Origin of the sequence: Dyadobacter subterraneus (genome assembly GCF_015221875.1) — a bacterium.
Lineage (GTDB): Bacteria > Bacteroidota > Bacteroidia > Cytophagales > Spirosomataceae > Dyadobacter > Dyadobacter subterraneus.
Genome location: NZ_JACYGY010000002.1, coordinates 788655 through 803072 on the forward strand (window position 1 = coordinate 788655; position 14418 = coordinate 803072).

General features: G+C 38.2%; 8 protein-coding genes. 7 read left to right on the forward strand and 1 reads right to left on the reverse strand.

What is annotated here, in order from left to right; all coding sequences use genetic code 11:
• Positions 1-103: 103 nt before the first annotated feature.
• The 6 genes from IEE83_RS28720 (at position 104) to IEE83_RS28745 (ending at position 10820) form a co-directional block, all read left to right on the forward strand.
• On the forward strand, positions 104-3424 hold the full coding sequence (locus tag IEE83_RS28720) for a DUF4175 family protein (protein WP_194124844.1): 3321 nt from the start codon (positions 104-106) through the stop codon (positions 3422-3424).
• A gap of 208 nt (positions 3425-3632) precedes the next feature.
• Positions 3633-4046: an rRNA maturation RNase YbeY gene (gene ybeY, locus IEE83_RS28725; protein ID WP_194124181.1), complete on the forward strand. Its 414-nt coding sequence runs from the start codon at positions 3633-3635 to the stop codon at positions 4044-4046.
• A gap of 75 nt (positions 4047-4121) precedes the next feature.
• A complete protein-coding gene (mnmG, locus tag IEE83_RS28730; RefSeq protein WP_194124182.1) occupies positions 4122-5984 on the forward strand; it encodes a tRNA uridine-5-carboxymethylaminomethyl(34) synthesis enzyme MnmG in 1863 nt (620 codons plus the stop codon).
• A 60-nt stretch (positions 5985-6044) separates the two neighbouring features.
• A complete protein-coding gene (locus IEE83_RS28735) occupies positions 6045-6887 on the forward strand; it encodes a class I SAM-dependent methyltransferase (protein WP_228102116.1) in 843 nt (280 codons plus the stop codon).
• A 70-nt stretch (positions 6888-6957) separates the two neighbouring features.
• Positions 6958-8568: an Ig-like domain-containing domain gene (locus IEE83_RS28740; protein ID WP_194124184.1), complete on the forward strand. Its 1611-nt coding sequence runs from the start codon at positions 6958-6960 to the stop codon at positions 8566-8568.
• A gap of 434 nt (positions 8569-9002) precedes the next feature.
• A complete protein-coding gene (locus IEE83_RS28745; RefSeq protein WP_194124185.1) occupies positions 9003-10820 on the forward strand; it encodes a tetratricopeptide repeat protein in 1818 nt (605 codons plus the stop codon).
• Positions 10821-10957: 137 nt separating this feature from the next.
• Here the strand turns inward: IEE83_RS28745 and thrC are convergent, their stop codons facing one another.
• Positions 10958-12268, reverse strand: a complete 1311-nt coding sequence (thrC, locus tag IEE83_RS28750; RefSeq protein WP_194124186.1) for a threonine synthase — start codon at positions 12266-12268, stop codon at positions 10958-10960.
• Positions 12269-12541: 273 nt separating this feature from the next.
• Between thrC and pruA the strand changes: the two genes are divergently transcribed.
• Entirely contained in the window at positions 12542-14176 is a 1635-nt protein-coding gene (gene pruA / locus IEE83_RS28755) for an L-glutamate gamma-semialdehyde dehydrogenase (protein ID WP_194124187.1), read from the forward strand.
• Positions 14177-14418: the final 242 nt, after the last annotated feature.

Genomic DNA, 14418 nt, shown 5'->3' on the forward strand with positions numbered 1-14418 from the left:
GTCCGCTCTATGGTCAGCGTGGAAATGAGTACTTTTTACTTTGTAAAATCGTTACCATAGTAATCATTAGATTCTCAACTATATGGCGGCTTTTACACCAGTAATGGAAGGTCTTCTCCTTCGTATTCAGGAATATCGGCAGAAGTACTATCAAAATAAACTTTTGAAAGGAGCGATCTTTTCAGCTGCTCTGCTTTTGACTGTCTACCTGTTGTTCAATACGCTTGAATATTTCGGACGTTTCAGCTCGGGCGTTCGTGGTATGCTGTTTTTTGGATTTCTGGCGGTTCTTCTGTTTTCGTTTTTTCAATGGGTTATTCAACCGCTTATTCATTTGCTGGGATTGAAAAAACCAATATCTGATGAAGATGCCGCTTTGCAAATCGGACAATATTTTCCCGAAGTCGGTGATAAATTATTGAATACGCTTCAACTTAAAAATCTTTCCGGAAGTCAGTCGGATCTTATCGAAGCCAGTATTCAGCAAAAATCCGGTCAGCTTTTAATTGTAAAATTTACGGACGCCATACGTTTTAATGAAAATAAGAAACGTATCAAATATGCCATATATCCCCTTGCGGCTATTGGAGTAATTCTGCTTTTTAATCCGTCATTTTTTACTTCAAGTTCTGAACGAATAATTCATTTCCGGAAGAATTATACTTACGCTCCTTTTTCATTTCAACTTCAAAACAAAAATCTGAAAGCATTCAGGAATGAAGATTTCACATTGAAACTGGCTTTAAAAGGAGAGGCTTTGCCTCAGGATGTTTATCTGGTTCAAAATGGCAGCAGGTTTAAATTGACTCAGGAAGGAAATCAGCATTATTCGTTTGTATTTAAAAATATCCAGCGGGAAGTTGCATTTTCATTTGAAGCTGCCGGTTTTATTTCTGATGATTATAAGATTGACGTAATCGAGCGTCCGTCCCTGCTTTCATTTGACGTTAATCTTCATTACCCTGCTTATCTGAATAAACCTTCCGAAGGACTTAGTAACGTAGGAAATTTGTCCGTTCCCGAGGGTACAACCATTGAATGGAACTTCAATACCAATTCCACAAAATCACTCAGCATACGCTTTGAAAATGATTCTCTTTTGTATAAAGCTGCTGAAAAAGAAGATGAAGGTTTTCAGGTTGTAAAACGGTCCGTACGGAAATCTGCTCAATATCAGATTCAGTTAAAAAATGATGAGGCTGTTAATTCTGACAAAATCGGATATTATATCAATGTGATTCCCGACAAATTTCCGGTTCTTTCTATTGAAAATTTTCAGGATACAACGCTGTTCAACTATTTGGTTTTAGGTGGTTCGATCAACGATGATTACGGATTTTCCCAATTGAAATTATTTTATTCCATCCAGCGTGAAAACGATAAAAAAGGATCGGCTCCGAAAAGCATTCCAATTCCATTTAATAAAACAGTAAACACGCAGAGTTTCTATTTCCAGTGGTATGTAGATAGTCTTAAACTCGCTCCAGGAGATAAAATTGAATACTACGCCCAGGTTTGGGATAACGATGGCGTAAACGGCGCAAAAAGTGCCCGTTCCAGGTCTATTCAATTTACTGTTCCATCCAAAGATCAGCTTGAAGCTGATATCAAAAAATCGGAACAGGAAACTCAAAATCAAATTGAGTCCGCTATGAAAAAAGCGCAAAGCCTTGAAAAAGATCTGACTGCGCTGGACGAACGTTTAAAAAGTAATAAGGAACTTGATTTCAAGGAAAAGAAACAGATTGAAGATGTTTTGAAAAAGCGTGAAGAGCTGATGAAAGAATTGCAGTCTCTACAAGAAAAAAATCAAAGCACGAATGAGAAGTCGAAACAATTTGATCAGAAAAGTCCGGAGCTTCAGCAAAAAATGGATCAGCTTGAAAAGTTGATGAAAGATTTGATGGACAACGATACGGATAAGCTGTATAAGGAATTACAAAAACTGCTCGAACAAAAGAAAAGTGAACGGATGTCGAGCATGATGGAAAAGTTGAAAAACAAAGAGCATAACCTTGAAAAGGAACTGGAGCGCACCATGAAGCTTTTCAAGCAGATGCAGATGGAACAGAAAATGGAAAAGCTCGTCAATAAGCTTGACGATCTTGCAGATAAGGAAGACAAACTTTCCGAAAAATCTCAGGAAAATGACAAGAATAAAAGTTCAGAAGATAAAAAAGGCAAGACTGAGGACCTGAAAAAAGATCAGGAAAAAATTCAGGAAGATTTTGAAAAAGCAAAGGAAGATATCAAAGAAATTGAGGAGCTGAGCAAAGAGCTGGAAAAGCCTATTGATTCTAAGGAAGAGGAGCAAAAAAGCGCTTCTGAGCAGATGAATGAGAGTAAAGATAAATTGAGTAAGCAACAAAACTCGAAGGCCTCAGAAGCTCAGAAAAAGGCTTCCAAGGCAATGAAAAATATATCCAAAGCAATGTCAGAAGCAATGGATGCTGCCGAGATGGAACAGATGCAGGAAGATATGGATGCGATGCGCGATATTCTTGAAAATCTGATCACTTTGTCTTTTGATCAGGAAAAACTGATGAAAGATTTTCGTGGCGTGAATTTGCAGGATCCGCGCTTTGTAAAATTGGGTCAGCAGCAACTGAAATTAAAAGATGATGCAAAAGTTGTTGAGGATAGTTTGTATGCTTTGGCAAACCGTGTTGTGCAAATTCAGTCGTTCATCACACGTGAATTGAACGATATGAAAATGTATATGGACGAAAGTGTAAAAAGCATAAAGGATCGAAACCTTAGCGTAGCGACGTCCAAACAACAATTTGCAATGACATCCATGAACAATCTTGCTTTGATGCTCAGCGATGTTTTTAAACAGATGCAGCAGCAAATGGCGATGGCAATGCCGGGCCAGGGTAAAGGAAAAAAAGGTAAAAAGGGTGAGCAGCCGGGCATGGGCGAAATGCAGGAAAAACTGAATGGACAGATCAAGCAGTTAGGACAAGGAAAAGAGGGGCAGGGAAATTCGTCCGAGCAACTGGCCAGAATGGCGGCTCAGCAAGCGATGATTCGTAAAATGGTCCAGGCACTTAAAGATCAGCAAAAAGGCACAGAAGCCGGAAAATCGATGGGAACTGAGCTTCAGGATATTATTGAAAAAATGGATGAGACGGAAACGGATCTGGTCAACAAACGTGTGACTCCTGAACTGATGAAACGTAATAAAGAAATTACTACGCGTTTGCTTGAATCTGAAAAAGCAATGAAGGAACAGGATGAGGATGAGCAACGTAAAGCGCAAACCGCGAAACAATTGCCAAGGAATCCGCCAGCTGCTTTTGAAAAATATGTTCAGGAAAAAGAGAAACAAACTGAATTACTGCGCACAATACCGCCTACATTTTCTCCTTTTTACAAGCGGGAGGTTGATAATTACTTCCGTAAATATCAGTCCAAGAACTGATTAAGCACTACAAGTGTTATGTCAAAACCTATTTTATGAATTGACATCAATTCTTAAAATAGGTTAAATACAGCACGAATCAGGCACTTAAACAAATTGTATTTAGATACTTACTACCTTTACAACAAATTTGCTTTAAGGTTGTTAGATCAACTTTGAGTGACAATTCTTGTAACTAGTTATTTTACAGTCAATTCTGAATATTAGTATGCTTAAATTTTTCTCGGAAGAGATTGATTTCAAACTCCCTTTTCCTCAAAAAACGTCTAAATGGATTAAAACAATCTCTGAGTCAGAGGGTTATGATTTAGTTTCTTTGAATTACATCTTTTGTAGCGATGAATACTTATTAGAAATTAATAAACAGTATCTCGATCACGATTATTACACGGACATCATTACGTTTGATAATAGTGAGGATGAAGGAAAAATTGAAAGTGATATTTATATCAGCGTTGATCGTGTAAAAGAAAATGCAGAGACATTTGGTGCAGATTTCGAAGTAGAAATGCGCAGAGTATTGATTCATGGGCTTTTACACTTAATGAATTACACAGATGCAAGTGAGGAATTAAAATTACAGATGCGTGCAAAGGAAGATGAGTGTCTTCTTCTATTTTAAAAAACATTTCCACGTGGAACATTTCAGAAATTTCAACTTTTCTGTTTCACATCAAATAAGAGAAAAACAAAAATTATGTTTCAGGAATATGATGTAATAGTAGTTGGAGCGGGACACGCCGGTTGCGAAGCAGCAGCTTCGGCAGCAACCATGGGTTCCTCCGTTTTACTCATTACAATGAATATGCATACCATCGCTCAAATGTCCTGCAACCCTGCCATGGGTGGTGTGGCCAAAGGACAAATCGTGAGGGAGATCGATGCACTTGGCGGACAGTCCGGAATCGTTAGTGATAAAACAATGATCCAGTTTCGGATGCTTAATTTATCAAAGGGTCCTGCCATGTGGAGCCCAAGATGTCAGAGCGACCGGATGATGTTTGCCAATGAATGGAGGAGCGTTTTGGAAAATAATCCGAACGTAGATTTTTGGCAGGATACTGTTAAGGGAATTTTACTGGATGGAGAGAAAGTCTGTGGTGTGACGACAAGCCTGGGAATTGAAATAAAATCCAAATCCGTAGTATTGACCAACGGGACATTTTTAAATGGCTTAATTCACATCGGTGAGAAAAATTTTGGTGGAGGAAGAACTGGTGAAAAAGCTGCTACCGGAATTACCGAACAATTGAAAACTTTGGGCTTCGAATCCGGACGCATGAAAACCGGAACACCACCAAGAGTTGACGGACGCTCATTGGATTATTCAAAAATGGAAGAACAACCAGGTGATGAAAATCCATCCAAGTTTTCTTATAAGGACACTAAAAAATTAACCAAGCAAAGAAGCTGCTGGATTACATACACCAACAACGAAGTCCACGAAATTCTAAGAACCGGATTTGAAAAATCACCCATGTTCTCTGGAAGAATCAAAGGGCTTGGTCCACGTTACTGTCCATCCGTAGAAGACAAAATCAATCGATTCGCTGACAAAGATCGTCACCAGATTTTCGTAGAACCGGAAGGGTGGGATACTGTTGAAGTTTATGTGAACGGTTTCTCAACTTCTTTGCCTGAAGATGTACAATATGCTGCACTGAAAAAAATTCCCGGATTTGAGAATGTAAAAATGTTCCGTCCAGGATATGCAATAGAATACGACTATTTTCCACCAACACAGTTGAAGTCTACGCTTGAAACGCATCGTGTAAAAAACCTGTTTTTTGCCGGACAGATTAATGGGACAACCGGATATGAAGAAGCAGCTTGTCAAGGTTTGATGGCAGGAATCAATGCGCACAGAAATGTACATAGTCTTGAACCATTTGTTCTAAAAAGATCCGAAGCATACATCGGTGTTTTGATTGACGATTTAATCAATAAAGGGACAGAAGAACCTTACAGAATGTTTACTTCCCGCGCCGAATACAGAACACTACTTCGCCAGGACAACGCTGATATTCGCCTTACAGAAAAAGGATTCGAAATCGGATTGGCAGATCAGGACAGATTAGATAACGTCAGGAAAAAAGTACAACAGGTTGAAGAGATTATTACAGAATTCAACAGCCACAAATTATATCCTGAAGAAATAAATAAAAAACTGGAAGAAGTAGGATCAGCTCAAATTCGTGAAAAAACTTCTGTTACCCAGCTTCTGAAACGGCCTCAGTTAACCATTGATAAAATTGCTGAGGCAAGTCCTTTAATAGCTTCTTTACTTGAAAAATATGGTGAGGATACAATTAAGCAGGCAGAAATTCACGTTAAATATGACAGCTATATCGAAAAGGAAAAACTGCTGGTTGATAAAATGAACCGCCTTGAAGATCTAAGTATCATCGATAATTTTAATTACGACGGAGTAACTTCTTTGTCTTTTGAAGGGCGTGAAAAACTTAAACGAACAAGGCCATCGACCATTGGCCAGGCTTCAAGAATCAGTGGCGTCAGCCCTTCGGATATCTCTGTACTCATGCTCTTTATAGGAAGATAAATGCCATTAGAAACATTAAAAAAATGCCCGGTTTGTAATAATACCAGCTTCAATAACTACATGAATGTTGAAGATTACACAGTATCCAAAAAGGAATTTACGATTCAGCAGTGTAATTCGTGCTACTTTCTTTTTACAAATCCGCGCCCTGATGTGGAAGAAATAGGAGCGTATTATCAGTCACAGGATTATATTTCACACCATGATGATGCTAAGGATCTCATGAGCAGAATATATACTTCTGTGAGGAATTTTACTATCTCCCAGAAGATAAAACTGATTAATAATCTGGCTCCCAAACAAGGCAATTTGTTGGATATAGGCTGCGGCACCGGCAATTTTTTACAGGCTACAAAACAGGCAGGTTGGCAAGTTACAGGTACGGAACCAGATTCACAAGCCAGAGAAATAGCAAGTAAAAGAGTTGGAGATTCCATTTATGAATCCATAAATGACCTATCGCTTTCCAATAAAACATATGATATAATTACAATGTGGCATGTTCTTGAACATGTTCATTTGCTCAATGAAACTGTTGATTGGTTGGCAAATCATTTGGCTCTCAACGGTAAAATAATCATTGCCGTACCCAATCCTCAGTCACCCGATGCTGCTAATTATAGCAAGTTCTGGGCTGCCTATGATGTGCCGCGGCACCTTTATCATTTCACAAAGGATTCGATGGCTTTACTGATGAAAAAGCACCATTTTAAGATCGACACGATTCATCCGATGTGGTTTGATTCGTTCTATGTAAGCATGCTTAGCACAAAATACAAAGAAGGTAAAACGAATCTTTTTGATAGCGTAAAAACAGGAATTACATCCAACATCAAAGGAAATTCTAGTAATCCGAAAAGTCTGAATACTTCCAGTTTGATCTACGTAATTTCAAAAATTTAATCAGTTCTAAAAACCCTGAAACCCTCAATATAGCAAAGCATATTGGGGGTTTTTATTTAACATTTTTACCATGCTAAAGAAATATTTCCTGGCCGCGGTTTGCCTCATAATTTTAACAAAATGTGCACAGCAGGTAGCTCCGACAGGAGGGAAAAAAGATATCATTCCACCTAATTTGTTATCAAGCGATCCACCCAACAGGACGGTTAATTTTAAGGGGAACAAGATCTCCCTATTTTTTGATGAATATGTCGTTATAGATAACATAACCCAAAAACTTATCATAACTCCGGAGGCTGATAATCCCTATAGCTTCAAGCAAAAAGGAGAGTCCATCGAGCTTAATTTTAAGAAAAAATTCGTTGACAGTACCACTTACACACTCAACTTTGGAGATGCTATTAAAGATTATGCTGAGAAAAATCCTGCAAAAAATCTAAAACTTGTTTTCAGTACAGGTGGAACTCTTGACTCCGGGCGGATTTACGGGACTATAAAAGACCTACGTTCCAACAAGCCAATTTTCGACGCTTTAGTTGGCTTGTACAATGTTAGCGATACATTAAACATCGCCAAACAAAAGCCCTTTTACTTTTCCAGAACCGATAGCAGCGGCCACTTTTCAATCGAAAATACCCAGATAAGACCATACAAATTGATTGCCATTGACGACAAAAACCGGAACATGCTCTATAATACCAAGGACGAAAGAGTAGGTTTTATCAATACTCCTGTTAACGCAGGTTCTGATTCTACCAACTATTCTCTCGGACTATTCTTATCAGATAATACCGCATTCCGGGTACAGCGAACGATACCAAAAGTTAATAATTACACTGTAGTTTTTAACAAAGGTATTGAAACTGCCGATGTACTTTTTATGAATAAGGATACACTTCCTTATATACTTGAAAACAATCTTCAGCTCAAATTTTTCAATGTACAGCCACATCCTGACACTACTTTAATCCGGATGACCATTACAGATTCATTAGGCGTTTCTGCTCAGGATACCATCAAAATAACTTTCCAACAACAAAGAGGGAAGGACAGACAGAAAGATCCATTTGGTATGACCACAGCACCTGCCCAGAATAAACCACTTAGCAGAAACTTCACGTATGAACTGAATTGGAACAAACCCGTAAGTTTTCTGGATGATAAAAAGATCCAGTTAATTAGCGATAGCCTAACCAGACAACCACTAAGTGATCTTAGTTTGTCGTGGAATAAATATCATAATAACCTTAAAATAACAGGAAAATCAACGGCTAGGGACACTATAAAATGGGATTTTCCAAAAGGTAGTGTCATCAGTGTTGAAGGTGATACACTGGCAAAAACGCTTATAAAACATCCCGTCTTAAACGAAGATGAATTCGGCGTTCTTTCGGGATCCGTGCTTCATGCCGATACGTTATCCTATATCGTCGAGCTCGTTGATGAACAATATAAAATTTTTCAATCCCTTTACAGCTCGCCATATACCTTCAGGCATATTCCTCAAGGAAATTATTTTCTAAGAATCATTCTTGACGATAACAAAAACCGAAGATGGGATACTGGTAATGTCGTTAAGAACAGGCAGCCCGAAAAAATTCTCTATTATCCTCAAAAAATTCTCATAAAAGCCAATTTTGAGATCAATGATACCAATCTGGATTTGTCCACATTGAAGTAGTAGATTTTTCTTATACACTTTATGTGGATAACTATGTTGATATCTTCGATTTTCTGTGGGTAAATACCAAAATTTTGTTAACAATTATGTGGATAACCGATGTGTCATGTGGATAAAAATCAAAATTTCGATCTCCAGTGCATAATCCACATCTAAATTGAAGTTAACAGTACGTTAATACACTGCAGAGATTGTGAATAACTAAATCTAAGGAGTGATATCAGTTACCCACATCTTAATGTCTATAAATATTTTCCTATATTGTAATTCAACTAGTTAAATGTTGATAATAATAAAAACTACAGTGGATAAACTCTAATACTTATCCACAAAATGTGGATAAGTATGTTAATCTATAGTGGAAAACATGTTTGTCTACATATCCACAGTGCTAGAGAATGATAATAATTAAAAAAGAAATTTTTTTATCTATTATGAAAAAGGGTTTAAGGTGGTTATTTATCTACATATTAATTTCCGGCGCGGCGGGGTCGGCGGCCCGGGCGCAGAGTGAAAAGGAGATGGCAGAGGAGTACTTCAAGAAAGATGACTGCCCCAAAGCGCTTACATATTATACCGGACTTCTTAAAACCGGTTTTGAAAAAGGTTATCTCAAAAATTACACGAGCTGTATTATTAAAACAAAGGGCTGGAATGAGGCTGATCAATTTTTCAAAAAACAAATCAAGAATGATGCATTTAATTCAGCCTGGTATTATATCTATTGGGGAACACTGCTAGAGGCGCAGGGAAAGCCCCAGGAAGCTGTAAAGAAAAATGAGCAGGCAATCGCTGCTTCGGGCTTAAGAATTGATCTGAAGCGAGATATAGCGGATGAATTCCGAAGTATGAGCCAGCCAATATGGGCTAAAAATGCTTTGTTAAACGGAAGAGAGGTTTCAAAGCGAAGTGATTTATTTCAGCTTGAAATGGCAAGCGTTTACAGGGATCTTAATGAACCGGAAAATATGATCGATGAGCTTCTTTCATATGGTACGCGCTACCAGAATATAGAAGTAGTCCAGAACATGCTTCAGGATTTCACAAAGGATGAAAAGGAGCAGGCATTATTAGAGAAGGTACTTTATGATAAAATTCAGAAATTCCCGAATGAAGGTTTTTATAATGAAATGCTGATCTGGTACCAGATTCAGAAAAAGGATTTTTATAAGGCTTTCATTCAGGAACGTGCCCTGGATAAACGGTTTAAATATAATGGAAGCAGGCTTTATAATCTTGCTATGCTCGCATTACAGAATGATGATTATGTGAACGCAGCGGCGATATTTGATCATCTTGTAAAAGAATATCCAAAAGGTCAGCTATATCCGGTGGCCCGGCGTATGGCGATATTTTCAAGAGAAGAGCAGGTCAAAAATACATATCCGGTTCAGCGCACAGAGGTTCAGAAATTACTTGCACAATACCAGCAGCTGGTTGATGAACTTGGTGTAAACGCCCGGACGGTCGAGGCTTTGCGTAATATGGCTACCTTAAATGCTTTTTATCTTGACGATTTCAAAAAGGCAATTGAAATCATGCAGTCGGCCATAGAGGCAGGAAAGCTCGATAAGATGTTTGTTGACAAATGTAAGCTGGATCTGGGTGATATTTATTTGTTACAAGGTGAACCCTGGGAAGCTTCGTTACTTTATTCCCAGGTTGAAAAATCTCAAAAAGACGATCAGCTGGGTTACGAGGCAAAACTAAGAAATGCCAAATTACATTATTATAAAGGGGATTTTGCCCTCGCAAAAGATGTACTGGATATTTTGAAAAAAGCTACATCCAGGGAAATTGCAAATGACGCGAATGAACTCGGCTTGCTTATAATGGACAATACAGGATTAGATAGTAACGAAACAGCGATGAAAGAATATTCGGCTGTGGAGCTTTTGCTTTTCCAAAATAAAAAATACGAAGCTATTGATACGCTGAAACATCTTTTCCAAAAATATCAGAACCATAGTTTGTCGGATGAAATTCTTTGGCTGACCGCAAAGACTTACATGAAACTCGATAGCAACCAGCAAGCGATGGCGACTTTGAAATTGCTTTATTCAAAATACAGCGTGGACATACTTGGTGACGATGCTTTATTCGCAATGGCAAAACTTGATCAGGAAAAATTGAACAACAAAGATGAGGCGATGAAGTTGTATCAGGAGCTCATGGAAAAATATCCCGGAAGTATTTATGTTGCAGAATCGCGGAAACGTTTCCGTTTGTTAAGAGGTGACGTGGTCAACTAAAAATATTTTTCAAAAATGTAAAAAGGAAGAGCAAGGCTAATTTTTAGCCTTGCTCTTCCTTTTTACATTTAAAAATTTGACACCCACTATGCGTTTCAATTCATTTATTAAAACGTCAGACGGTTGAAAATATAAAATTATATACTTAACTCACTTATCAGCAAAGCTTTAAAGTCGATATAACTAGGTTTTAATTTGATCGATGTTTTTTCAATCGAAAGCAATTTTCTTAACCTTTCCGGAATTTGAACAGGTTTTCCCAAAGTTTCTTCAACAAGGTCAATAAATTTGGCCGGATGTGCTGTTGATAGGAAAACTCCCGTAAAATTTCCATCATTTATTTTTCGGTACTCTTCAAGTCCTCTGTAAGCGATTGCGGTATGGGGACAAAGTACGTAGTTAGTATTTTCAAAAACTTCCCGCATAGATTCCTGAGTCTGCTCATCATTGAAAAAATATCCTGAAATTTTTTCTTTAACCAAATTCCAGTCATCTCCAAAAAACCGGATCATCCGAACGAAGTTACTTGGGTTACCTACATCCATAGCGTTAGAAATTGTTTCAATCGATGCATGTGGCTCAAATGTACCTTCCTCCAGATATCTTGGCACAGAATTGTTAAGATTTGTTGAAGCAATAAATTTTTCGACAGGCAAACCCATACGATAGGCAAGGAGCCCTGCACTTAAATTTCCAAAATTTCCACTTGGAACAGAAAATACTAATGGCTTACCTAAATTTTTGAGTTGCGCATAAGCCGCGAAAAAATAAAAGGATTGCGGAATAAGTCTGGCAATATTGATAGAATTAGCAGAAGCCAAATTAAATTTTGATGTAAGCTCATCATCTAAAAATGCTTCTTTCACTAATTTCTGGCAATCATCAAATGTTCCGTCAATTTCCAGTGCGGTAACATTGTGCCCAAGTGTTGTAAGCTGTTTCTCCTGGATATCACTTACTTTACCACTCGGGTAAAGAATGGTAACAGAAATTCCAGGTACTTTGTAAAATCCCTGGGCGACAGCGCCGCCGGTATCTCCGGAAGTTGCCACCAGAATTTGAATTTCCTTTTGAGATTTCACTAAAAAATAAGACATCAAAGCGGCCATGAAGCGCGCGCCGAAGTCTTTAAACGCCATGGATGGCCCGTGAAAAAGCTCCAGAACGTAATCATCGGGAGTTATTTTTACAACAGGTGCATCGAAATCGTAAGCACCTTCAATAATTTTTTCAATATCTTCCCTCGGAATTTCGTCACCTAAAAGAGTGCTCGTTATTTCGACAGCGATTTCTTTAAATGATTTTTTTTCGATTGTATCCAGAAATTCCTGGGAAACTTTTGGAATACTTTCCGGCATATACAGGCCATTGTCCGGAGGTAAACTTCTAAACACCGCTTCTTCAAGTGACGCTTTCAAAGAAGCAGTTTTTGTACTATAAAATATCATTATATAAAAAATAAGGTCGCACTGAAAAAACACAAATTTAATCAAAATACCTGCGTGTCAGATATTTTTAAAAGCGTAATTTGAGAAAAGTATATAACTTGCCTTGTTAAAACAAGTATTATTTTAACAACCTAATTTTTGTCTTTGAAGAAATTTTGAACCTAGTAAGGATAAAAAAGATTATATAATGGCCAGGAGTGCCAGAAAGACAATGTTTAGCTTCTGTTTATTTTTCTTTATTATAATTGATTCATTTTCAAATTAATAGAATAGATGTCACAAGGAATTTTTAATGTTCCGGCTCTAAAAAATGAGCCTGTTAAAAGTTACGCTCCGGGAAGCCCGGAAAGAAGCGAATTAAAAAAAGCATTAGCAGAAGCAAGATCTAAGGAGATTGACGTTCCGCAATACATAGGTAGTGAAGAGATATTTTCTCAAAATAAAAAGAGGATTTCTCCGCCTCATGATCATCAGCATACACTAGGATATTTTCATGAAGGAAGTGCGGAAGATGTAAAAAAGGCTATCGATTCAACCCTGGAAGCGCGTAAAACCTGGGCTGTGATGCATTGGGAACAACGTGCAGCAATTTTCCTGAAAGCTGCTGATTTAATTGCTGGTCCTTTCCGTGCTGAACTGAATGCAGCGACGATGTTGGGGCAATCCAAAAATGCTTACCAGGCTGAGATAGATTCTGCTTGCGAGATTATAGATTTTCTTCGTTTGAATGTAAATTTCCTTACGGATATATATAAACAGCAACCGGTTTCTTCGGATGGTGTCTGGAATCGCATGGAGTATCGTCCTTTGGAAGGATTTATTTTTGCGATTACACCTTTCAATTTCACAGCTATTGCAGGAAACCTGCCGGCTGCGCCTGCGCTCATGGGAAATGTAGTGCTTTGGAAACCTGCCTTTACACAGGTTTACGCAGCCAATGTGATCATGAAAGTTTTCAAGGCTGCTGGACTTCCTGATGGCGTGATTAATATGATATTGGCTGATGGTCCGGTTACCGGGGATATTGTTTTTAAACATCCAGATTTTGCCGGTATCCATTTTACTGGTAGCACAAAGGTTTTTCAGACGATTTGGAAAGAGATTGGTGAAAATATAGGATCTTATAAAACCTTCCCTCGGATCGTTGGTGAAACGGGCGGAAAAGACTTTGTATTGGCTCATAAATCTGCAAACGCTAAGGCCTTGGCAACAGGTTTGATTCGCGGTGCATTTGAATACCAGGGACAAAAATGTTCAGCAGCTTCCCGTGCTTATATACCTTCTAATTTATGGGATGAAGTTAAAGGATATATGCTGGCTGATCTGGCGGAAATAAAAATGGGCGGAGTTGAGGACTTCGGAAACTTTGTTAATGCAGTAATAGATGAAAAATCCTTCGACAAAATTGCTTCCTATATAGACGGTGTGAAAAATAATCCTGAGGAAGCTGAAATTGTAGCAGGAGGCGGCGTTGACAAGAGTAAAGGATATTTTGTCCAGCCGACAATTATTAAGGCTTCAAAACCGGATTATATTACGATGTGTGATGAAATTTTTGGCCCTGTGCTTACAGTTTATATATATGATGCTGAAAAGTTCGAGGAGATAATCCCCATTGTAGATTCAACATCGCCTTATGCTTTGACTGGTGCTGTGTTTGCGCAGGATCGTTATGCGATTCAGTATGCGACTGAACATTTGGTTAATGCTGCGGGTAATTTTTATATCAATGATAAGCCAACAGGGGCAGTAGTCGGCCAGCAGCCGTTTGGTGGAGCGCGTGCTTCCGGTACAAATGATAAGGCGGGATCTGTGTTAAACTTGTTGCGTTGGGTTTCTCCTCGTGTAATTAAAGAGACATTAGTTTCGCCGGAAAACTACAAATATCCTTTCCTTTTGGAAGAATAATTGGACAATTTTTTTGAATAGTTTGAATACTTAAAGAACTTTCAAAAAAAATGAAATATTTCTTGTCTTGTATTTGCACGCAGAAATATTTTTTCTACCTTTGCAATCCCAATCGCAGACAGCGGAAACGAAAAGTGAGAGTGAAAGTTTGATTGGTACTGTTCTTTGACATGATGAGATAAACTAAAAGAGTAAGAAAAACTCGTTTAAGAAGATAACGTGGGATCTTTCGGGGTTACCAC